The 22,736-nt window shown below is 70.1% G+C and carries 17 protein-coding genes; 5 read left to right on the top strand and 12 right to left on the bottom strand.

The window, feature by feature from the left end:
* A partial coding sequence (locus SD626R_RS04255) for an FAD-binding and (Fe-S)-binding domain-containing protein (RefSeq protein ID WP_092563939.1) occupies positions 1–2,132 on the bottom strand: 2,132 nt, incomplete at its 3' end.
* 190 nt (positions 2,133–2,322) lie between these two features.
* Between SD626R_RS04255 and SD626R_RS04250 the strand changes: the two genes are divergently transcribed.
* Complete coding sequence (locus tag SD626R_RS04250) at positions 2,323–2,691, top strand: VOC family protein (RefSeq protein ID WP_092563936.1); 369 nt, start codon at positions 2,323–2,325, stop codon at positions 2,689–2,691.
* Here the strand turns inward: SD626R_RS04250 and SD626R_RS04245 are convergent.
* From SD626R_RS04245 to SD626R_RS04215, 7 genes are all read right to left on the bottom strand, one after another.
* On the bottom strand, positions 2,686–3,033 hold the full coding sequence (locus SD626R_RS04245; protein ID WP_092563933.1) for a DUF7268 family protein: 348 nt from the start codon (positions 3,031–3,033) through the stop codon (positions 2,686–2,688). The two genes, SD626R_RS04250 and SD626R_RS04245, sit on opposite strands and share 6 nt — an antisense overlap.
* Complete coding sequence (locus SD626R_RS04240; protein WP_092563930.1) at positions 3,026–3,943, bottom strand: ABC transporter permease; 918 nt, start codon at positions 3,941–3,943, stop codon at positions 3,026–3,028. The genes SD626R_RS04245 and SD626R_RS04240 overlap by 8 nt, the downstream gene beginning before the upstream one ends.
* A complete protein-coding gene (locus SD626R_RS04235) occupies positions 3,940–4,953 on the bottom strand; it encodes an ABC transporter permease (protein ID WP_092563927.1) in 1,014 nt (337 codons plus the stop codon). Before SD626R_RS04235 ends, SD626R_RS04240 begins: the two co-directional genes overlap by 4 nt.
* Positions 4,954–5,003: 50 nt before the next feature.
* The gene (locus tag SD626R_RS04230) at positions 5,004–6,716 is read right to left on the bottom strand and encodes an ABC transporter substrate-binding protein (protein ID WP_092563924.1); all 1,713 of its coding nucleotides are present in this window, start codon (positions 6,714–6,716) and stop codon (positions 5,004–5,006) included.
* 95 nt (positions 6,717–6,811) lie between these two features.
* Positions 6,812–9,544 carry a dipeptide ABC transporter ATP-binding protein gene (locus SD626R_RS04225; protein ID WP_092563921.1) on the bottom strand — a complete coding sequence of 911 codons (2,733 nt, stop codon included), beginning with the start codon at positions 9,542–9,544 and terminating at the stop codon, positions 6,812–6,814.
* A gap of 51 nt (positions 9,545–9,595) precedes the next feature.
* On the bottom strand, positions 9,596–11,050 hold the full coding sequence (locus SD626R_RS04220; RefSeq protein WP_092563918.1) for a hybrid sensor histidine kinase/response regulator: 1,455 nt from the start codon (positions 11,048–11,050) through the stop codon (positions 9,596–9,598).
* A gap of 233 nt (positions 11,051–11,283) precedes the next feature.
* Complete coding sequence (locus SD626R_RS04215; RefSeq protein ID WP_092563915.1) at positions 11,284–12,789, bottom strand: amidase; 1,506 nt, start codon at positions 12,787–12,789, stop codon at positions 11,284–11,286.
* Positions 12,790–12,930: 141 nt separating this feature from the next.
* On the opposite strand from SD626R_RS04215, the gene SD626R_RS04210 reads away from it, so the two are divergent.
* Positions 12,931–13,416 carry a DUF7529 family protein gene (locus SD626R_RS04210; protein ID WP_092563912.1) on the top strand — a complete coding sequence of 162 codons (486 nt, stop codon included), beginning with the start codon at positions 12,931–12,933 and terminating at the stop codon, positions 13,414–13,416.
* A 123-nt stretch (positions 13,417–13,539) separates the two neighbouring features.
* On the opposite strand, the gene SD626R_RS04205 is transcribed toward SD626R_RS04210, so the two are convergent.
* On the bottom strand, positions 13,540–14,451 hold the full coding sequence (locus SD626R_RS04205) for an HpcH/HpaI aldolase/citrate lyase family protein (protein WP_092563909.1): 912 nt from the start codon (positions 14,449–14,451) through the stop codon (positions 13,540–13,542).
* A gap of 423 nt (positions 14,452–14,874) precedes the next feature.
* Between SD626R_RS04205 and SD626R_RS04200 the strand changes: the two genes are divergently transcribed.
* On the top strand, positions 14,875–15,633 hold the full coding sequence (locus SD626R_RS04200; RefSeq protein ID WP_092563906.1) for an HFX_2341 family transcriptional regulator domain-containing protein: 759 nt from the start codon (positions 14,875–14,877) through the stop codon (positions 15,631–15,633).
* A 126-nt stretch (positions 15,634–15,759) separates the two neighbouring features.
* Here the strand turns inward: SD626R_RS04200 and SD626R_RS16700 are convergent, their stop codons facing one another.
* From SD626R_RS16700 to SD626R_RS04190, 3 genes are all read right to left on the bottom strand, one after another.
* On the bottom strand, positions 15,760–15,927 hold the full coding sequence (locus SD626R_RS16700; RefSeq protein WP_176697264.1) for a hypothetical protein: 168 nt from the start codon (positions 15,925–15,927) through the stop codon (positions 15,760–15,762).
* 76 nt (positions 15,928–16,003) lie between these two features.
* Positions 16,004–17,044 carry a zinc-dependent alcohol dehydrogenase family protein gene (locus SD626R_RS04195; protein WP_092563903.1) on the bottom strand — a complete coding sequence of 347 codons (1,041 nt, stop codon included), beginning with the start codon at positions 17,042–17,044 and terminating at the stop codon, positions 16,004–16,006.
* A 131-nt stretch (positions 17,045–17,175) separates the two neighbouring features.
* On the bottom strand, positions 17,176–18,180 hold the full coding sequence (locus tag SD626R_RS04190; protein ID WP_092563963.1) for an alcohol dehydrogenase: 1,005 nt from the start codon (positions 18,178–18,180) through the stop codon (positions 17,176–17,178).
* 251 nt (positions 18,181–18,431) lie between these two features.
* Here SD626R_RS04190 and SD626R_RS04185 point away from each other — a divergent pair, with 251 nt between their 5' ends.
* Together SD626R_RS04185 and SD626R_RS04180 are read left to right on the top strand one after the other, a co-directional pair.
* A complete protein-coding gene (locus SD626R_RS04185) occupies positions 18,432–20,762 on the top strand; it encodes a type II/IV secretion system ATPase subunit (RefSeq protein WP_092563900.1) in 2,331 nt (776 codons plus the stop codon).
* The gene (locus SD626R_RS04180; protein ID WP_092563897.1) at positions 20,759–22,723 is read left to right on the top strand and encodes a type II secretion system F family protein; all 1,965 of its coding nucleotides are present in this window, start codon (positions 20,759–20,761) and stop codon (positions 22,721–22,723) included. Before SD626R_RS04185 ends, SD626R_RS04180 begins: the two co-directional genes overlap by 4 nt.
* Positions 22,724–22,736 lie beyond the last annotated feature (13 nt).

The following is a 22,736-nucleotide window of genomic DNA, read 5'->3' as shown; positions in this document are numbered from 1 at the left end:
CGGTCGATGTCGCGGAAGATCCGCTCGCGGAGCCCCGATCCCTCCTCCTCGTGGTGCTCGTGTTTCACCTCGGCCTTGAGCTTCGCGAGGTCGACGCCGGTCGGGCAGTCGCTCTTACAGCCCTTACAGCCGACGCAGAGCCCGAGCACCTCCTCCTGGAACCGATCGGAGTGGATCTCCTCGTCGTCGAGCTCCCCGCTGATGGCCGCCCGGAGCATGTTCGCGCGGCCGCGGGTCGCCTGGATCTCCTCCTCGGAGGCGCGGTAGGTGGGACACATCACGCCGGAGTCGGTCTCGCGACAGGTGCCGCAGCCGTTACACAGCTCGACGAGGTGCGAGAAGCCGCCCTCGTCGTCGAAGTCCAGCTCCGTCTGCGGTTCGATCGACTCGTAGGCGGGACCGTACCGGAGGTTCTCCCGCATGTCCGTGTCGGCGGCGCTGTCGGGGTAGCCGCGCTCGGCGGCGGTGTCGCCGTCGACGTAGACGACCTTCCCGGGGTTCATCCGCCAGTCGGGGTCGAACGTCGACTTGAGCTCCTGGAACGCGCTCCAGAGATCCTCGCCGTACATCTTCGGGTTGAACTCGGTGCGCGCGAGCCCGTCCCCGTGCTCGCCCGAGAAGGCGCCGTGGTGCTCCATCACGAGGTCTGTGACGTCCTCGGAGATGGAGTGCATCTTCTCGACGCCCTCCTCCTCCTTCAGCGAGAGGATCGGACGGATGTGGAGGGTCCCGCTACCGGCGTGCGCGAAGTAGGCGGCCGAGGTGTCGTGGTCGGTGAGGACGTCCTCGAACTGTCCGACGTACTCCGCGAGCTCCTCGGGCGGCACCGTCGCGTCCTCGATGAACGGGTACGGCTTCGGGTCGCCCTGCATGCTCATCAGAAGGGGGATCGCCGCCTTTCGGAGCTTCCAGAGGTCCGCCTGGTCCTCGGGCGTGTACGCCTCCAGCACGTCGAAGGCGTCGCCCTCGTCGACGAAGTGGGCGTTCGTGTCGGCGATGGCGTCCTCGAAGTCGTCGACGAGTTCGGAGTCCCACTCCAGCATGAGCGCCGCCGTGGCGCGGTCCGGGATCGGCTCGGCGTACTGCGCGAACTCCTGAGAGCCCGCGGCGAGCGAGAACACCTCGTCGTCCATCAGCTCGACCGCGCTCACCGGGAACTCCAGCGCCTCGGGCACCGCCTTCATCGCGTCGACCAGCGAGTCGAACGTGTACAGCGCGAGCGCCGTCTCCTCGGGGCGGGTGACGAGCGACACCTCGGCCTCGACGATCGTCCCGAGCGTCCCCTCGGCGCCGACGAACAGCTTCGAGAGGTTGATCACTTCCTCGCCCTCGTCGTTCTCGTAGATGACCTTGTGGAGGTTGTACCCGGAGACGGAGCGCTTGAGGTTCGGGTACTTCTCGTCGATTTCGGCCTCGTTCTCCGCGACGAGCTCGCGGGTGGTCTCGTACAGCGCGGCCTCCCGGTCGTCCTTGCCGACGATCTCCTCGTACTCCGGAGAGTCGAGGACGACCTCGCGGGTCTCGATCAGCGACCCGTCCGCGAGCACGACCGTCAGCTCCTCCGTGTACGCGTCGGTGATCCCGTACCGCACCGAGTGCGCGCCCGTGGAGTTGTTGCCGATACCGCCCACGACGGTCGCGCGCGCCGAGGACGCCGGGTCGGGCGCGAACTTGAGGCCGTCCTCGGCCAGCCGGTCGTCGAGGTGGTCCTGGACGACGCCGGGCTGGACCACCGCCCGGCGGTCGTCGGGCCGGACGTCGAGTATCTCGTCCATGTACTTCGAGAAGTCGAGCACGACACAGCCCGGGCCGACCGTCTGACCGCCCAGCGAGGAGCCGGCGCCCCGCGGGATGACGGGGACCTCGTGGTCGGCCGCGACCCGCATCGTCGCCTGCACGTCCTCGACCGAGCGCGGCGTCACGACCCCGGCGGGGCGCGCCTGATAGATGCTGCCGTCGGTGGCGTACAGCACCTGCGCGTACTCGTCGAACTGGACCTCGCCCGCGACGCGCTCGCGGAGGTCCTCCGCGAGCGCCCGGTAGGCGGGCACGTCCGGTCGGTCATGGCCGAGCGCGGCCGACGACGTGTCTAGGTCCGGCGTGTCGGCTCCCCACGTGGGCTCAGTTGCCATACCGCAACACCGGGTCGAAGGGAGAATAAATCCTTTGTTAAAAATGAGTATGATCGCGAGGCGCCGGCGGCGGCCGGGAGCCGCGTCGTTCCGCTTTTTCACGCTTGTACGCTTCTCGAATCATCCCAGAGTCGACTCCGTCCCGCCGCGTCTCGCCGGGATTTATTGCCCCGTCGAGCGAGGCCGACGCATGGAGATACTCCACACGTGTCTCAACGTGGCCGACGCCGACCGCACCGCCGACTGGTACGTCGAGCAGCTCGGGTTCGAGCGCTCCTGGGAGTTCACGACCCCCGACGGCGACACGCGGAACGTGTACGTCTCCGACGACGCCGGCGTCGAGTTCCAGCTGTCGGACACCGACGGCGAGGAGCCGAGCGACGACGGCGACCGCTACGACCACGTCGCCGTCGGCGTCGGCGACGTCGACGAGACGTTCGAGGCGATCGACCACCACGGCGTCGTGAAGGAGCCGGGCGACCAGCCCGAGGCCGGCGCGCGCACCGCGTTCGTGAAGGACCCCGACGGGCACGCGGTCGAGCTGATCGAGCCGCTATAGCCCGACGAGCAGTATCGACGCCGCGACCGCGGTCCCCGTCCAGCCCGCGCCGACCCAGGTCAACACGGCGAACGCCTGTCGCGCCCCCTCGCGGCTCCACTCGGACTCGCCGCCGAGGTGGCTCTGGACCGCCGACATGGAGCCGCCGAAGCCGACCGTCCCGCCCCACGTCGCGACGCCGAAACCGAACAGCAGCGCGCCGAGCGCGAACGAGGTGTCGGTCGCCTCGCGCGCGCCGGCGACCGGCAAGAGGAGGCCCGCGACGACGAGCCCGAGGAGGGCGCCGACGCCGACCCACCGGGCGACCGTCCGTCCGAACGGCCGGACGTCGCGGTCAGTCAACGGTCTCTCGCATCCGCGGGTCGAGCGCGTCGCGCATCCCGTCGCCGAGGAGGTTGAACCCGAGCACCGTCAGCGCGAGCAGCAGGCCGGGGAAGAACGACCACCACCACGCCCCGGAGAACAGCCCGAACTCGACGCCGTTCGAGAGCATCATCCCCCACGTCGGCTCTCCGGGGCTGGCGCCGAAGCCGAGGAACGACAGCGCCGCGATGTCGATGATCGCCAGCCCGTAGTTGAGCGTCGACTGGACCGTGATCGGCGCGAGGCAGTTCGGGAGGACGTGACGGATGAGCAGCCGCGGGTCGGTCGCGCCGAGCGCCTTCGTGGCGTCGGTGTACTCGTCTTCGAGCACCTTCAGCGCGGCCCCGCGGACGACGCGGGCGAACCGGGGCGTGTAGACGAGCGTCAGGGCGCCGACGGCCCGCCACAGGCCCAGCTCCTCCGGGAAGATGGTGACGAGCGCGAGCGCTAAGAGCAGCGACGGGAACGACAGCAGGACGTCCATCGTCCGCATGATGACGTTGTCGGTGAGGTCGCCGTAGTACGCCGCGACGATTCCCAGACTCACCCCGAGGAACGTCGACGCGACGACGGTGACCGTGCCGTAGAGGACGGCGTACCAGGCCCCGTACAGCACGCGGGGGAAGATGTCGCGGGCCTGCCCGTCGGTGCCGAAGAGGTACTCCGCGCTGGGAGCGGACTCCGAGGGGTTCGTCCCGAACTGGGTCGCCATGAGGTCGTTGAGGTCGTAGGTGAAACGCGCGTAGACCGCGATCAGGACGACGCCGACGATGATGACGATCCCGGTGATCGCGAGTCGGTTCGAGAGGAGCTGCGAGAGGAACGGGCTCGCGCGCAGCCGCTCGACGATGCCTCGGTCGACGGTGCCGGTCTGTGTCTCCGTGCTCATTGTTCGATGCGGGGATCGAGGACCGAGTAGGTCAGGTCGACGCCCAGGTTAACCAGCGTATACAACACGGCGAAGACGAGGACGGTGCCCTGGACGACGGGGTAGTCGCTGCGGTTGATCGCGTCGACGAGCAGCGTGCCGATGCCGTTGATCTCGAAGACGGTCTCCGTGAGCACCGCGCCGCCCAGCAGCGATCCGAACTGGATGCCGATCACGGTGATGACGGGGATGAAGGCGTTGCGGAGGCCGTGTTTCATCACGGTGATCTTCGAGCCCTGTCCCTTCGCCCGAGCGGTCCGCATGTAGTCTTGGCGGATCACCTCGACCATCGACGAGCGCATCATGCGCGAGAGCAGCGCCATCTGATAGATTCCGAGCACCACCACCGGCAGGAGGAGGTGAACGACCGCGGACTGGAACGCCGCGACGTTCCCCGCCAACAGCGTGTCGACGAGGATGAGGCCCGTGACCGGTTCGACGAAGTACTCGGAGCCGATGCGACCGCTGGTCGGGAGGAGCCCGAGGAACTGCGCGAAAAGCAGGATGAGCAGCGGGCCGCTCCAGTAGATCGGAACGCTGATCCCGCTCAGCGCGCCGATACGGGTGAGGTGGTCGGTCCACGTGTCCTGTTTGACCGCGCTTAAGATTCCCAGCGGGAGCCCGAACAGGAGCCCGGCGAACTGGCCGAGCAGCGCGAGTTCGATCGTGATCGGGAGCCGGTCCGCGAGGATCTGGCTCACCGGCACGCCCCGATTCACCTGGTAGGACTGGCCGAAGTCGAACGTCGCGACTTCGCCGAGGAAGCGGACGTACTGCTGCCAGAGGGGGTCGTCGAGTCCCAGGTCCGAGCGGACCTGGTTGACGAACTCCTGGCTCGCTCGCTCCCCGGCGATGACCACGGCGGGGTCGCCCGGAGAGAGGTGGAGAATAGCGAAGACCACCGTCGCGACCCCGAACAGCACGGGGAACAGCATGAGTAGCCGTTTGAATACGAAACGTTTGGAGACCATTCAAGCAAACGGGCGCGTGGGACGGTCAAAAAATCTGCGTTCGGCGTCGACTACTCCAGTTCGACCGCTTCGAGGTACGGGCCGCCGATCGCGGCGACCGTGTAGCCGCTCACGGCGTTGGAGACGCCGCGGACCTCGTCGGCGTAGTCGATGAACACCCACGGCGCCTCGTCGTGGGCGATCTGGGCGGCCTCCTGGTACAGTTCGGCCCGGTCCTCCTGGTTCGTGGTCCGCTGGGCCTCCTCAACGACGGTCATGTACTCGCTGTTGGCCCACGCGGCGTTGTTCGAGGTGTTGAACCCCTCGGTACCCCAGTCGACCCAGTCCTGGCCCTCCGGCACGTCGGTCTGCGGGTGGAGCAGGACGTAACAGAAGTTGTCCGGGTCGGCGTTATCGGTGTACCAGCCGGCGAGCGTCGCGTCGTGGTTCCCCTGGCTGGTGTACGTGAGGTAGTCGGAGAACTGCCGGTCGTCGATCGACACCTCGATGCCGACCTCGGAGAGGTTCGACCGGATCGTCTCGGCGGTCGGCAGCGGCGCCGGGTTGTACCCGCGGGGGTTCTGGAACGTGGTCAGCGAGAACGAGAACCCGTCGCCGTAGCCGGCCTCTTCGAGCAGGCTCTGCGCCTGTTCGGGGTCGTACTCGTAGGGGCTGATGTCGTCGTTGTGGCCGAACAGCGCGGGCGGGATCGGCTGGTCGGCCTGCGTGGCGATCCCCGAGTAGATGTTCTCGACGATCGCCTGCGTGTCGATGGCGTAGCTGATCGCGCGGCGGACCCGGCGGTCGCGGAACGCCTCGACGCGCGAGAGGTTGAACGCCATGTAGCCGATGTTGATCCCCGTCGCCGTCCGGCTCTCGGCGGTGTCCGACCCCTCGATGATCTGCATGCTGTCGGGGTCGAGCCCGTCGATGATGTCGAGCTCCTCCTCGACGAGGGCCTGGGCGCGCGTGGAGTTCTGCCCGCGGGTGAGGAACAGCACCTCGTCGACGTTCGGGCTCTCACCCCAGTAGTCGTCGAAGGCGGTGAGCCGGATGCGGTTGTTGGCGTCGTCGAGGGTCTCGAGCTGGAACGGCCCGGTGCCGACCATCTCCTCGCCGAGGTTCGTATCGCCCTCGATCGCGTCCTGGGAGATGACGACGGCCGCGAACATCGCGAGGTTGCGGAGGAACGGCGCGTACGTCTGGGTCAGCGTGATCGAGAGCTCGTAGTCGCCCGGCGCCTCAACGGTGTCGATCCAGTTGCCGAGCGTGAACGGCCCGTACACCGAGGAGTCCTCGAAGTGGTACTCGTAGTCGTCGTCGACGAACCGCCGGTAGGTGGCGATGAAGTCGTCGGCGGTGAACTCCGAGCCGTCGTGGAAGGTCACGCCCTCGCGCAGCGTGAGCGTCACCGAGTCGCCGTCGAGCGACCAGTCGGTCGCGAGCGACTCCGTGAGCGACGCCTCGCCCGGCTGGAACGCGATCAGGCCCTCGTACGCCTGGTTGGTGACCTTCGCGACCTCGCCGCTGGTCGTGTTCTGCGGGTCGAGGGTGCTGGAGTGGGCGCCGCGGCCGTAGCGGAGGGAGGTCGTGCCGTCGCCGCCGTCGCCGCCGTCGCCACCGTCACCGCCATCGCCGCCGTCGCCACCGTCGCCGCCGTCGCCGCCGTCACCGCCGCTTCCGCCGCAGCCGGCGAGGGAGGTGACGGACGCCGTGGCGACCGTCGCGCCGCCCGCTCGTTGCAGGAATCCGCGTCGTGACGTTTCCGTTGTGTCTGGGGACATCGTCGGCGATACACTGGCGACACGGATAATTCTGGTGGTTCGACAGGACGAAACCGCGGGACAAACACCGCTTGAGTGGTCGACTGTTTACTTATTTACCTATCCGGGTGGTCGTCGTAGAGGTGACACGCGGCGGGATGACCGCTCTCGTCGAGCGCGGGGTTCTCCCGCTCGCAGACGCTCTCGAACGTCTCGCGGAGCGTCTCCTCGGCCGCCTCCCACCGGTCGTTCTTGAGGTGTTCGAAGGAGTCGGCGACGACCGCCCGCGCCTCTCCCGAGAGCGGCCCGTCGAAGAAGTACTCGAAGAGGGTCGGGTGCTCGCCGCCGTCGGCGACCGCGGTCGGCGCCGACCCCTCCTCGATGCGGACCTCCGACTCGATGGCGTCGAGGTCGATGTCCCCCGACTCCAGGCGCTGTCGGTAGAACATCACCTCCCGGTACCGCTCTTGGTCGATCTCCAAGTCGTCCGGGGGGATGACCGACGGACAGCGGGTACGGAACCGACAGCCGGAGGGCGGGTCGATCGGCGACGGGACGTCTCCCTTGAGGATCGTTCGGTCGCCCGTGTCGGCGAGGGGGTCCGGTTCCGGGATCGCGGACAGGAGCGCCCTGGTGTAGGGGTGTTTCGGCGTCTCGAACAGCTCGTCCGTCTCGGCGACCTCAACGATCTCGCCGAGGTACATCACGGCGACCCGGTCGGAGATGTGCCGGACGACGCTCAGGTCGTGGGCGATGAACAGGAAGGTGAGGCCGAACTCCTCCTGGAGGTCCTCCAGGAGGTTGATGATCTGCGCCTGCACGCTCACGTCGAGCGCGGACACCGGCTCGTCGGCGACGATGAAGTCTGGGTCGACCGCGAGCGCCCGTGCGATGCCGACCCGCTGGCGCTGGCCGCCGGAGAGCTCGTGCGGGTAGCGGCCGAACTGGCCGCGCTCTAACCCGACCGCGTCCATCAGCTCGAAGACGCGCTCGCGGCGGCGCCCATCGGCGAGGTCGTGGATCTTCAGCGGCTCCATGATCGTCTGGCCGGCCGTCATCCGCGGGTCGAGGCTCGACATCGGGTCCTGAAAGACCATCTGCATGTCCTTGCGCCGCTTGCGGAGGTCCGACTTCGAGAGCGACCCGAGGTCCTCGCCGGCGAACACGACGGTGCCGTCGGTCGGCGGGTCCAGGTGAAGGATCGCCCGCCCGGCCGTGGACTTCCCGCAGCCGGACTCGCCGACGAGCCCCAGCGTCTCCCGCTCGCGCACGTCGAGGTCGATCCCGTCGACGGCCCTCACGCTCGGGTCGCCGCCGCCGAACACCCGGTCGAGGGGGCCGTCCTCCTGCTCGTAGTACTTCCGCATGCCGCGGACCTCGACGATCGGGTCGCCGACCGCGGACTCGGCGCCGACCGCGACGCCGTCGGTCCCGTACGCGGCCTTGTCGAACTCGTCGTGGACGCACTTCGACCGGTGGTCGACGTCGTCCCCGCCGTGCTGGAGGTACGGGATCTCCCCCTCGCGACACCGCGGCTCGGCCCACGGGCAGCGCGGCGCGAAGTGGCAGCCGTCGGGCATGTCGATCAGGTCGGGGACGTTCCCCTCGATCGGGGTCAGCCGCTCCTTCTCCTCGGTGGGGATCGACTCCAGTAAGGTGTACGTGTAGGGGTGACTGGGGTTGGCGAATATCTCCTCGACGGGCCCCTCCTCGACGATCTCGCCGGCGTACATCACGGCCACGCGATCGCAGGTCTCGGCCACGACGCCGAGGTCGTGAGTGATCATCAGGACGGACATTCCGAACTCCGCCTGCAGGTCGTCGATCAGGTCGAGGATCTGCGCCTGGATCGTCACGTCGAGCGCGGTCGTCGGCTCGTCGGCGATGAGGAGGTTCGGCCGGCAGGCGAGCGCGATGGCGACGAGCACGCGCTGGCGCATCCCTCCCGAGAACTCGTGCGGGTAGTCGTCTACGCGCTGTTTCGCCTCCGGGATACCGACCGCCTGTAGCATCCTGACGACCTCGTCCATCACCTCTTCGTCGCCGTCGCGGCCGCCGGCCTTCGGGAGGATCTCGCGGATCCCGTTGAGCCACGAGTCGCGCTTCTGGCCGCCGTACCGGTGGAGCCGCAGCGACTCGGCGATCTGCTCGCCGACGGTGACCGCCGGGTTGAGCGAGGTCATCGGGTCCTGGAAGATCATGCCCATCTCGCCGCCGCGGACCCGGCGGACGGCCGCCTCGGGGGCGGCCGTCACGTCGACGATGCCCTCTTCGATGTCGACGTCGCTCGGCCTCGCGCCGTCGCGGATCCGCTCGCGCGCCGCGGCGTCGAGGAACACGAAGCCGTCGACGGCGTCGGCGAGCGCCGCCTCCAGATCCTCGCCGACCGTCTCCGGGTCGGCGTCGGCTTCGAGGCGGTCGGCGGCGGTCGCGAGGTCGCCGGCGAGGTCGTCGGGGTCCGCCTCGTCGGCGAGGTCGTCGGCCATGCCGCGGAGTTCGGTCGGCGTCTCGGGGACGCGTCGGCCGGCGCGGAGGTCGCTGCTCACGGCCGCGACCGCGTCGATCAGTCCGGACGGGTACGGGACGTACGCGTCGTCGAACTCGTCGAGGAGGGCGGCGGCGAGCGCCGAGTCGGCGAGGGCGATCCGGCCGCCGACGACCTCGCCGGGGTCGTCGACGAGGTCCATCGCCGAGAGGGCGGTGACGCTCTTACCGGAACCGGACTCGCCGACGAGACCGACGGTCTCGCCGTGCTCTATCGAGAGGTCGATACCGTCGACCGCCTTGACGGCGCCCCGTTCGGTCCTGAACTGTGTCCGGAGCGCCGAGAGGGAGAGGAGGTCGGTCACTACCGGCGGTAGCGCGCCTCACGAGAAAATATCTTCGGAGACGGTCGACGGTCACCCCCGAGACGGGACGGCCGGATCGCTCGTCGCCTGAGCCGTCGGATCGGTATCGAAGTCGACCCGCGTCCCGCCGGTCGCGCTCTCGCCGATCGAGACCGCCCAGCCGTGGGCGTCCGCGATGCGTTTGACGATGGCCAGCCCGAACCCGGTTCCGTCGGCGGCGGTGGTGAACCCGGGCTCGAAGAGGTCCTCGCACTCCGCCGCGTCGATTCCGGGCCCGTCGTCGGCGACGTAGAACCCGTCGTCGGACCGGCCGACCCGTACCGTTACGGGGGACGCGCAGTGATCGTCGACGTTTCGGAGGACGTTCTCGAGGAGGCGCCGGACGCGGGGGCGATCGGCGTCGACGTGAAGGTCGCCGTCCGGCAGTTCCAGCGCGTCCCGGGGACAGCCGAAGGGCTCCCACGCCTCGGCGGCGACCGCGCCGACGTCGACCGGTTCCGTCTCCGACACCGTCCGGCCCTCCTTCGCGAGCGTGAGCAGCTCGTCGATCATCCGTTCCATCCGGTCGTGCTCCCGGTCGAGGGTGTCGAGGTACGCGTCGTCGCCCGTCGTGCGGGCCATCTCGGCCGCCGTTTGAGCGTTCTGCAGCGGGGCCCGGAGGTCGTGCGAGACGATCGACGTGAACTCGTCGAGCCGCTCGTTCTGCCGGAGGAGCTCCTCGCGCTGCCGCTGTTCGCGGGTCGCGTCCCTGAGGATCCCCACGGACCCGCGGAACTCCTCGTCGAACGGGAGCGCCGCCATGTGGTCGTAACAGGGCACCGTGTCGCCGTCCCTCGTCTGGATGTCCACGCGGAACTGCTGGGTCGCCGGCCCCTCGCTCGAAACGATCGACGCGAGGATGTCGTTGGCCCGGCGGACGCCCTCGTCGGTCTTGATCTTCTCCGGCGGGCTGCCGATGATCTCGTCGCGGTCGTATCCGACCAGGTCGAGGAACGCCTCGTTGACGTACTCGAACTCGGCGTCCGCGTTGACGACGTAGATCGGGTAGTCGAGCGCGCGGAGCACCGTCGAGTAGCGCTCCGACTCGATCTTGGCGCGGTACTCGTGTGCGGCGTGTTTGACCCGGTTCGCGAGGCGCCGGTGCTGGTCCGGTCCCCCCTTCTGGAGGTACCCGGTCACCCCGGCGTTGATGGCCCGCGCGGCGATCTCCTCGCTCCCCTTCCCCGTGTAGAGGACGAAGGGGAGATCGGGGAACCGCTCGCGGACGTCGGCGAGCAGCTCGAGCCCGTCCGTGCCGGGCATGTCGTAGTCGCTCACGACGCAGTGGAACGACCCGGCGTCGAGCTCCGCGAGCACCGCTTCCGGGTCGGTCACGGTGGTGACGTCGACGTCGACCAGCTCGTTCGTCAGGAACGATTCCGTCAGGTCGAGGAACGCCGGATCGTCGTCGACGTGTAAGAGTTCGATCGGCGCAGCCGTGGCTTCGTCGGGGTCGTCGACCGACATCGTAACTACAGGTCTTAGTGGTTCTATACGGAAAAATATCCGGTCTAAGCCTCGACCGATGCACGCCTATGTGGAGACATTTTGAGGATGCGTTTCACATCTCATATGGTATTCGTCGGGGTCGTCGACTCTCTTCGGTGTCGATGTTCGGAAGCGGCATTCCCCCGACGTTCGGGATCGTACTTCCCCGGCCCTCGCGGCCGGCGCGGCCGGGGCGACCGGAGGCTCCCCCGCTATTCGACGAACCGGTCCGGCGGCCGTCGGTGGTCGGTCGCCCGCTCGAAGGCGTGCGCGAGCTCGAACAGCCGGCGTTCGTCGAACGCGCGACCGAGCAGCTCGACGCCGACCGGCAGTCCCGCCGGGGTGAAGCCGGCCGGAACGACGATAGCGGGGAGCCCCGTGTGCGCGGCGAGCTCGCAGTTCATCTCCTCGAACGGCTGGTTGTCGGGGATCTCGACCGGCGGCACTCGCGACGGGGGATAGAGGATCGCGTCGAGGTCGTCGGCCGCCATTCGGGCGAGGACGGCGTCCCGGATCGCCTCGCGGCGGCGGAGGCTCCGCAGGTAGCCGGTGTTCTCGTCGAGCGCGTCGACGTCGGTGTCGAGGATCGCCGCGTCCTCGAACCTGGCCTGGACCGACGGGTGCAGCTCGCCGGTCGCGACGACGTCGGCCAGCGAGTCGTGCGGGGCGGCGTCGCCCAGCTCGGCGAGGTACGCGTCGAAGTCGCGGGCGAACTCGTATTCGAGCACCCGAGCGCTTTCGAGGCGGGTGTGATCGACGACGTCGACGGGGTCGACGATCGTCGCGCCGGCCGCGTCCAGCTCGCCGATCGCGTCCTCGACGACCGCCGTCACGCGATCGGCGGCGCGCTCCGGCGCGCTCTCGTCGTTTCGCAGACCGAAGAACTCCCGTGCGACGCCGATCCGCGCCCCGGCGAGCCCGGCGGCGTCGAGCCCGGCGGCGTACCCCTCATCCGGGATCCGACCGTCGCCGCGAGCCGTGACCGGATCGGCGGGATCGTAGCCGGCCATCGCGTCGAGCGTCCGCGCCGCGTCCTCGACCGTCCGCGCGATCGGGCCGGCCGTGTCCTGCGTGTCGCTCAGGGGGACGATGCCCGTCCGGCTGACGAGCCCCATCGTGGGCCGAACCCCGACGACGTCGTTGAACGCGGGCGGCGAGCGCACCGACGAACAGGTGTCGGTCCCGGTCCCGACGACGCCGAGGCTCGCCGCGACGGCGGCCGCGGTCCCGCCGCTCGACCCGGACGGTCGCCGGTCGAGGGCGTACGCGTTCCGCGTGGCCCCGCCGAGGGAACTGACCGTGTCGACGCCGAAGGAGAGTTCCTGAAGGTTGGCCTTCGCGAGGACGACGGCGCCGGCCTCGCGGAGCCGCGCGACGACGAACGCGTCCCGCGTCGGCCGCGACTCGGCGAGAGCGGTCGAGCCGGCGGTCGTCGGCATGTCGCGCGTGTCCTGGTTGTCCTTGAGCACGACCGGGATCCCGTGGAGGGGGCCGACGAACCCGTCGCGGTCGAACGCGGCGTCGAGTTCGCGTGCGCGATCCCGCGCGTCCCGGTTCACCGCGAGGATCGCGTTCAGCTCGTCGTCGTGGTCGTCGATCCGCGCGAGGTGCGCGTCGGCGACCGCCTCGGCGGTCGTCTCGCCGGTCTCGTACGCGTCGTGGATCTCCGAAACGGTCGCTTCGACCGGGTCGAAGGGGCGGGCGTTCGGCGGGCTCATGCGAACGTGTGCGGACAATTCGCACGAGGGTACTCAATCTGTCGCTCGACCGGGAGCTATCGGATGGGAGGGAATTCGAGGCGCGGACGCGAGCCGCGCTCCAGTGGAAACATTCAACCGACTACCGGCGCGTCTCCCGGTATGGACGAACCAGCAGGCGGCGACGCACCCGCGAGCGCACAGGTCGGCGACGGGTGGACCGCGGTCATCGAGGACATGGAGGCGACCGCGGCGGAGTACCGGGAGCGCGGGTGGACGACGCTCGAACTGCACCCCGGCGACTCGGTCCTCGTCGACTCGGACCGTCGGACCGGCCTCGACGTCGTCCTCCCCGGTCCGGAGTTCGAGGACCTCGAATCGGCGGTCGACGACCGGGAGTTCCGGGAAGTCGAGGTGTTCCGGGCGGAGGGCGACGGGCTGGTCTACCTGCTCGTCGTCGAGACCGACCCCGAGAGCGAGACGGCCGCGTTCGTCCCCGCGTACTACGACCCGAGCCAGGCGGCGGAGGCGATCGAGTCGATCAGGGAGTCGGGGACCGTGCGCCTCTTCTGTCGCCGACTGAACGACGACACCGTTCGGTTCGTCCACGACGACCCGACGCCGTTCCTCCCGGAGCCCGTCGAGTGAACGCGGTTCGGTGAGCGCGGGGGACGGGGAAGGACGCGTTTCGGAGCGATCGCGCGGCGAAACGACGCGTTCCGGGATCGATAGAAGCGATAAAAAGAGAGCGCTCGGCGTCTGACGCGGCCGTTACAGGATGCCGGCGGCCTCGGCGGTCTCGACGATGTCCTGGGCCATCTTGTTGGTCGCCTCGTCGACCATCTGCCCGTCGACGCTCACGGCGCCCTTGCCTTCCTCCATCGCCTCGGCGTAGGCGTCGACGATGCGCTTGGCCCGCTCGGCGGTCTCCGGGTCCGGCGCGAACACTTCGTTGCCGATCTCGATCTGCGACGGGTGGATCGCCCACTTGCCGTCGCAGCCGATCATGTTGGCGTTCTCGGCGGACTCGCGGAATCCGTCGGCGTCCTCGATGTCAGCGTACGGGCCGTCGAGACACGGCAGGCCGGCGGACTTCGCCGCGGAGTTACACTCGGAGAGGGCGTGGTGCCAGTAGTGGCCCGGGTACTCCGGGAACTGACCGATGTCGAGTCCGGGCGTTCCCATCGCGGCGGAGTAGTCGCCGGGGCCGAAGATGATGGAGGAGAGCCGGTCGGAGGCGTGCGCGATCTCGTGGACGTTGTGGATACCCTCGCCGTCCTCGATCTGGGGTTCGAGGCCGATGCCGCCGACCTCCAGGTCGTTGTTCTCCTCGACCTGTGCGAGGAGGTTCTCGACGGTGTGGACGTCGCTGGCGGATTTGACCTTCGGGACGATGATGTCGTCGATGAACTCGCCCGCCTCGCCGACGACCGTGATCAGGTCGTCGTACCACCACTTGGTGTCGATCCCGTTCATCCGGAAGCTGAGGACCTTGTCGCTCCAGTCCTCCTCGCGGGCGGCCTTGATAAGCGGCTCGCGCGCGTCCGGCTTGGCGTTCGGCGCCACGGAGTCCTCTAAGTCGAGGAACACCTCGTCGGCGTCGCTGTCGGCCGCCGAGTGCATCATTTTCTCGTCGCTCGCGGGCGTTGCAAGCTGCGTCCGGCGAAGAGTGACGTCCGTCATATAGCGGCTCTATCACGCTTGTCCATGAAAATAAAGCTACCTCACGCGGGGGTATTTTCTCTGAGTCGGACGCGAGTGAATATCGGTGCGGTCTGGTGGACTCCGCGCGGTTGTAACCGGAGATCGGATACGGGTCGCTGAGGTCGGATGTGGGTCGAGTGACCGCAAAAAGAGGACTGCGTTCGCCGACGAGGTCTCGGGCGACGAAACCGGCAGTCACCGAGACGGGGGGAGGGCCGAACGGGACCACCGACGGGACGGTGACCCGTGTCATTCGGGTAGAGGGGAAAACACGCGTCTGCGGGAACCCTTGCCGGCGACCAGAAACAACGCCCCCGGTCGGATAGGTATTACGCTGACACGAACAAAACAAACGACAGTGTGATCACAATCGTCAATATGGTCCCGGTAACCAGCTGATACATGAGCGATCTCGACGTCCCCAAACGTGTTCATATCGTTCCGCTGGGATACGAGTTGGACCGGATCGTCCGTCCGGTCGTCGACGGGAACGCCGACGAGGTGATCCTCCTCGAACCCGACGCCGATCGAGAGGACGTCGACCGACCGTCGTACCACGAGACGGCCCGTCAGCGCGTCCGAGACGAGGGGATCCGGACCGAGACCATCGAGTGCGACATCTTCAACCTCTTCAGTTCGCTCGGGACGATCGCCGAGATCTCGAACCGCCTCAGCGACCACAACGTCTACGTGAACCTCGCGTCGGGGTCGAAGGTGACCGCGATCGGCGGGATGATCGCCTGCATGGTCACCGGCGCGATCCCGTACTACGTCCGCGCGGAGGAGTACGCGGGCGGCGAGGAACGACCGGTGGCCTCGGGCGCGAAGCCACCGGAGACGCTCCCGAAGTACCCGATCGAGGAGCCGAATGCCGAACGCGTCGCCGTCCTCGCGTACGTCGAGCGGAACCAGCCCGTCACCAAGAGAGACCTCATCGACTACGGCCGTCGGGAAGGCCTCCCCTTCGTCGAGCGGTACGACACCGAGGGAGTTCAGAACCCGAAACGCGGGTACTACCGGCGGCTCAACACGCACGTCGTCGAGCCGCTTGAGAGCCGCGGGTTCGTCGAGCTCGAGGAACACTCCAAATATCAGTACCTTTCCGTCACCGAGAGCGGGTCGAACCACCTGCGCGCGTTCCGCTACCTGCTCGGTGACTGAGTCGAGTCGCGATCGATGGCTCACCGCCGCGATCTGTCACGGATCCGGCACCGCGGGCTGCCCGCGGCTCCGCGAGCGACGCGCGAAAAATCGTCGGGGTTCGAGGCGGAGTCGTCTCCGGCCGCGTCAGTCGTCGGCCGGGGCGCGCGGCTCGGCCGGCGGTTCCGCGTCGTCGGCCGAATCGTCGACGGCCTCGACGTCGGGGGTCTCGTCGAGCCGTTCGTCCGCCTCCTCGGGCCGGTGACGCTCTCGGATCTCCTCGATCGAGCGCGCCTCGATGTGGTGATGGCACATGACAACTGTTCGCAAGGGTCGGTCGCTGATAAGTATTGTGCCGAAAACGACGTCGAGAGCGACCGAGACCGCGGTGCTACGGTTTCACCAGCACCTTGATCGCCTCGCGCTCGTCCATCATCCGGTACCCCTCCGCGACCTCGTCGAGCCCGACCGTCTCGGTGAAGACCGGCGCGGGGTCGAGCGTCCCCTGCAGCACGTCGGCCATCAACTCCTCGGCGTACGCGCGGACGGGAGCGACGCCGCCCGCGAGCGTGACGTTGTCGCCGAACATCCCGAACACGTCGAGGCCCTCCTCCTCGACGCCGTAGGGGACGCCGACGTACCCGATCCGGCCGCCGGGGCGGACGGCGTCGATGGCGGTGTTCATCGCGCTCGCGGCGCCGACGCACTCCATCACGTGGTTCGGGCCGCCGTAGGTGAGTTCCCGAATTCGCTCGACCGCGGCCTCGCCGCGCTCGGAGACGGTCTCCGTGGCGCCGAACTCCTCGGCGAGCTCCAGCCTGTCCTCGTGGTGGCCGACCGCGATAATTCGCTCGGCGCCGAGCCGGCGGGCCGCGAGGACGCCGCAGAGCCCGACCGCGCCGTCGCCGATGACGACCACGGTCGATCCCGCCTCGACGCCGGCGCTCACGGCCGCGTGGTGACCGGTGCCCATCACGTCGGTCAGTGGTAAGAGCGATCGGAGGGTGTCCTCGTCGTCGGCGTGGCGGTCGGGCACCCGGACGAGGGTCCCGTCCGCGTGGGTCGACCGGACGTACTCGCCCTGTCCGCCGCCGTTGTCGCCGCCCCACGAGTCGCCGTTCGTACAGGAGGTGTGGAGCCCCTTCCGGCAGAACTCGCACTCGCCGCAGGAGACGGAGAACGGGGCGAGCACGCGGTCGCCGGGGGCGACGGAGGTCACGTCGTCGCCCACTTCCTCGACGATCCCCATCGGCTCGTGGCCGACCGCCGAGCCCGCGTCGCGGTCGCTGTCGCCGCGGTAGAACCAGAGGTCCGAGCCGCAGACCGCGGTGTGGGTCACGCGGACGATCGCGTCCGTCGGGGCCTCGATCTCGGGCCGCGGTCGCTCTTCGACGTCGATCTCGCCGGGACCGTTGAACACGGCAGCGCGCATGGAGTCGGCTTCCGGCGGGCGGGGGAAAAGTGAGAGGGTGGCGGAACCCGGTCGGGCCGGAAATCGGACGATCGATCGGCCGACGGCCGGAGCCCTGGGGGTGGCTCGGTCGGCCAGCGCCGGCGCGCCGCCTACGGCTCCAAGACGACCCGGAACCGCGCCTCGTTGTCGGCCATGCGGTCGTACGCGTCGGCGACGTCGTCGAGCGCGTACGTCTCGACCGCCGGCGTGATGTCGCGGAGGGCGCTGAACTCCAGGGTGTCCTGCGAGTCGCGGGCGTGGCCCGACCCCCACCCCTCGACGGCGCCGCGCGTCCCGACGAGCTGCTGGGCGTCGACCGACACCGGCTCGCCCGGGATCCCGGCGATGATCACGGAGCCGTCGACGCCGAGGCCGCCCACGACGGACTCGATGGCGTCGCTCGCGGGCGCGGTCGTGAGGACGACGCTCGCGCCGCCCAGTTCGGAGAGCCGGGCGGCCGGGTCCGCCTCGGCGGCGTTCACGAAGTGATCGGCGCCGAGCTCCCTCGCGAGCGGCTCCTTGTCGGGGCTGCGCGAGATCGCGACCGTCTCGTAGCCGGCCGCGTGGGCGTACTGGACCGCGAGGTGGCCGAGGCCGCCGACGCCGACGACGGCGACGAGGTCGCCGGCGCGGGCGTCCGAGTTGCGCAGGGCGTTGTAGGTCGTGATCCCGGCGCACAGCAGCGGTGCAGCGTCGACCGCGTCGAGGTCGTCGGGGATCGCCGCCAGCGCCTCGGCCGGGACCGTCGCGTACTCGGCGTAGCCGCCGTCGAAGCTCAGCCCGGTGATCTCGGCGTTCTCGCACTGGAGGAACTGCCCGCGGCGACAGGGTTCACAGGTGAAGCAGTGCCCCCCGTGCCAGCCCGCGCCGACGCGCTCGCCGGGCTCCCACGCGTCCACGTCGTCGCCCACCGCGTCGACCATTCCAGCGATCTCGTGGCCGGGGACGCGCGGGTAGCTCACGCCGGGGAACGTCCCCTCCACGACGAACTCGTCGCTGCGGCAGATCCCGCACGCCTCGACGGCGACCCGGACCTCGCCGGGGTCGGGCTCGGGGACCTCGCGTTCCACGAGTTCGAACTCGGCGCCGGGCTCCGGGACGACCGCGGCTCGCATGGTGTCAGTCATCGAGTAACCGTCCGGCGGAGAGAGGAAAGAGCCTGACGGCGGCGGCGATGTGGTCGGTCGTCGCCGACGAGGCGGTCGATCGGTGACGGCGGCGGCCCCGCGTCGTTTCGCCGGGATTAAACATAGAGACAGTGACAGAAAAGAACCCTTAACACGGTCAGGCGGCCACCCGCCGATCGAACGATGACGCGGCCCAGCGACCCGCTGATCCCTCGACTGCGCGGGCGGGAGGCCCGCCCGTGAGCGACGGCCCGACGCTCCGAATCGTCGACGAGACGGACGAGGACCGGGACGGCGCGGTGCCCGCGCCGGTCCCGCCGGACGACCCCGAGGCGTGGTACGCCCCCGACGTGCGGGCGCAGTACGAGGCCGCGCCGGGCGTGGTCGCCACGGTCCGCGAGCGCGACGGCGGCCGGTTCGGCTACGACGTGCGGGAGCCGCCGCTGTCGCCCGGCGACGAGGCGGCCTTAGAGCGCGTCCGCGACCACTTCTCCGCGGTCCGGCACCGCCGCCCGCTCACCCGCGTCGGGGTCGTCGAGCGGGCCGAGGCGGGGTTCGAGCCGAAGTACGACCGCGCGCTCGACCGGCTGCTCGACGCGAGCGCCGCCGCGCGCCGCCGGATCGGCTACCACGCGCTGCGGGACCTCCGGCTCCTCGGCGACGTGACGCCGCTCGCGCTGGACGACCGGATCGAGGTGGCCGACGTCGGCGACGAGCGCGAGCTGGTCGTCCACACGGAGACGTTCGCGCCCCTGGAGACGGGGATCGACGCCGACGCCGACTACGTCGAGCGGGTCGCCGCCGAGCGGCTCGCGCGGTACGCGGTCGGCTTCGCGGGGCTCTCGGTGGACGTGGTCGTCTACCGCGAGCGCCTGCTCGGGTCGGACGCGTTCGAGACGAAGTACGCGGCGTTGGAGCCGGACCTCCTCCCGGGCGACGCGGCGCTGATCGAGGAGTGCAAAGAGCGGATCTGGGAGACGACCGTCAACGGCGCCGTCGACGACCGAGAGGCGTTCGTCGCCGAGCACGCCCGGCGGTTCCTCTCGCGGCGGCTCACCGCGCGCAACACCCGGGCGTGGCTCGACGCGGCCGCCCACCGCGCCCGGTCCGCGCTGGCCGAGCGCGGGCTCGCCGTGCCGCCGGTGGACTCCCGGTACGCCCGCGACCGGCTCGACGACTTGGCGTACTACGTGCTCCGCGACTTCGTCGGCGAGGGGATCTTGACGGTGCCGATCCGGGACCCGAACTTAGAGGACGTGGAGGCCAACCGCGTCGGCGAGCGCGTGAAGGTCGTCCCGCGGGCGTCGGTCCTGCGGGGGACCGAAGGGACCGGCGCTCGCGTGCCCACCAACCTCGCGTTCGAGGACGAGACGACGTTCGTCAACGTCGTCACGGGGCTCGCGGCCCGCGACGGCACCGAGCTCAACGCCGCCACGCCGTCGGCGAAGGTGAACCTCGACGTCGACGGCGTCGACGAGACGGTGCGCTGTGCGGTGGCGTTACCCGTCATCTCCGCCGACGGGCCCCACGTCTCGATCCGGAAGCAGAGCGCGGACGCGATGACGCCGGTCGACCTGATCGAGCGCGGGACGCTCTCGGCCGACCTCGTCACGCTGCTGTGGCTGCTGTACGAGCACCGCGGGGTCGTCCTCTTCGCGGGGCCGACCGGCGTGGGGAAGACGACCCTATTGAACGCTCACACCCCCTTCATCCCGTTCGACGACCGGCCGGTGTCGATCGACGAGGGCTCCCGAGAGGTGCGGCTCCCGCACGAGACCGGGGTGTCGCTCACGACCCGCGAGCACGAGGAGGCGTACAAGGCCGTGAGCATGTCGGAGCTGATGACGGAGGCGAACTACCTGAACCCCGACGTCGAGGTGATCGCCGAGATCAACACGCCGGCGAGCTTCGAGACGTTCGCGGAGACCCTGAACACGGGCCACGGTGTGATCGGGTCGACGCACGCCGAGGACGTCGAGGCGCTCGCCAACCGCGTGGTCGAGCGCGGGCTCCCGCCGTACCTCCTCCGCGAGATCGACCTCGTCGTCTTCCCGCGGCAGGTCGACGGGGAGCGGTACGTCTCGCGGGCGGTCGAGCCGCTCTCCGCCGAGGAGTACGATGCCCTCGACCCGGAGGCGAAGCGGAGCCCCGCCGGGAACTCCGAGCGCGGCGGCGCCGGCGTCGTCGACAAGGGCGGCGAGGCGGTGTACCACAACACCGTCGCGTGGCGCGACGCCGACGGCGAGTTCCGGTTCCCGGGCGCCCCCGAGAGCGACGCGGCGGCCGCCCCCGACGAGGGGCCGCGCCTCCGCGTGTTCGGCCGGATCGCCGACCACACGGACCGCGACGTCGACGCCGTGCGGTCGGAGTTCGCCGCCAAGCGCCGGTACGTCGAGTACCTCGTCCGCGAGGGGGTCGACGACGCCGACGCGCTGTTCGAGTTCCTCGCCGACCTCCGGACCGACGAGGCCGCGACCGTCGAGCGCGCGGCGCGGACGATGGAGCGCGAGGACGGACGGACCGGCGAGCGTGACGAGAGCGACGGGCGCGACGACCGGAGGCGACCGTGAGCCGGGAGCCGACGACCGACGGTGACGACGGGAGCGCGCGTATCGGGCGGGCGGTCGACGCCGCCGAGGCCGACGGGTTCCTGCGCGACGGTCGGTCGGTCGTGGTCGACCGGGCCCTCTACGCGCTGTTCGCGCGGCACGCGAGCGACCGGCGCCACGACGCCGACCGGAAGCGGTACCGCGGGACCGCGCTGAACACGGGGTTCGAGACGTACCTGTCGCGGGTGTACGGGTGCTCGTGGCTCGTCGCGCTCGCCGTCGCGGGACCGACCCTCCTCGTCGCGCTCGGGGCGGCACCGGGGTTGCTCGCGGTCGCCGAGGGGGCGGTCGGGGGCGCCGCGCCGATCGGGTCGGCGTCGCCCGAGGCGGTCGCCGTCGCGCTCGCCGCGTCGACCGGACTCCTCGCGAAGCGGGCGACGGTGCGGCTCGGCGGGCTCCGCCTCCGGTGGATCACGGCGACACGCCGGACGGATATCGAGCGGACGCTTCCGGCGGCGGTCCGGTACCTCGAACTGCTCGCGTCCGGGAGCGACGGGCCCCGCGAGATGGTCGCGAAGACCGCCGCGAGCGACGCATACGGCGGGACGGCCACCTCGCTGCGGAAGGCGCTCAACGCGGCGCGGCTGGCCGGAAGCCTCGACGAGGGGCTGCGGCGGGTCGCCCGCGACACCCCCTCGCGGGAGCTGCTCGCGCCCTTCCTCCTGAAGTTCCGCAAGCACGCGGCGACGGGCGACGCGGCGCTCGCGGAGTACCTCCGGACCGAGAGCCGGATGCTCGCGCACCGACAGGACCGGGCCCGAAAGCGCGCGCGACGGTTCCTGGAGCTGCTCACAGAGCTGTTCGTCGCCGTGCTGGTGTTGCCGGCGCTGCTCGTCATCGCGGCGACCGCGCTCACCGTGGTGGTGCCCGAGCTCCTGCCGCCGGTCGACACGCCGGTCGGCGTGGTGCCGACGCGGGCGGTCGTCCTCTACGGGGCCGTCTGCTTCCTCGTCGCCATCGGACTCGCCGGCGCGGTCGCCGTCGGGACGCTCCGCCCGCCGAACCAGCGCGCGAGCTACGACCTGCCGGGATCGGCGCGCGCGATCGTCGCCTCCGCCGGACGCAACCCGGCGAGCGCCGCGGTCGCCTGCGCGCCCCCGGCCGCCCTGCTCGCGGTCGGGCTCGCGCTCGCGGAGTACACGCTCGTCAACGTGGCCCTGCTCTCGTACGCGGCGTTCGCGATTCCCGTAGGGAGCGTCGCGGTCAGGCGCACCCGGATCGACGACGCGAAGGACCGCGAGCTGGCCGACTTCGTCCACGCCGTCTCCGGCCACGTCGCGCACGGGCGCCCCCTCCCGGACGCGGTCGCGGCCGTCGCGCGAGACGTCGACCTCGGCGTCCTCGACGACGACGTGGCCGACCTCGCGTTCGCGCTGCGGTCGACGACGGCGACGGGGGGATCGGGGGCGGGAGACGACGGTGAATCCGCCGACGTGCGCGCGGCCGCCATCGACCGGTTCGTCGAGCGCGTGGGGACCCCGCTCGCGGCGGGGACGCTCGGACTGGTCACCGGCGCGCTGAACGCCGGCAGCGACGCCGACGCCGTCTTCGAGACGCTCCGGATCGAGGTGGGGCAGCTGTACAGCGAGCAGCGCGCGCTCCGCTCGTCGATGCACCCGTACGTCGCGGTCGGCTGGGCGGCGGCCGCGCTGGTCGCCGGCGTCGTCGCCGTCGTCAACACGCAGGTGATCGACGCCGCACGGCTCGCCGACCTCGCCGCCGCAACCGACCTCGTGACCGAGCCGGAGACGGTCCACCCGGAGCTCGAACGGTTCCGGCTGTACGTGGTCACGCAGGCGACGATGCTCGCGTCGGGCTGGTTCGCCGGCACCGCCTCGCGCGGGCGCTACGAGGCGCTGCTCCACTCCGGGCTGCTCGTGGCGATCTGTTACGTCGTGTTCACTACGGGCGGGCTGGTGTAGCCGCGAGGGCCGC

The organism is Halorubrum sp. SD626R, from assembly GCF_001261915.1.
Lineage (GTDB): Archaea > Halobacteriota > Halobacteria > Halobacteriales > Haloferacaceae > Halorubrum.
Note: the sequence above shows the minus strand (reverse complement) of the source record. Positions and strands in the feature narration are given on the sequence as shown.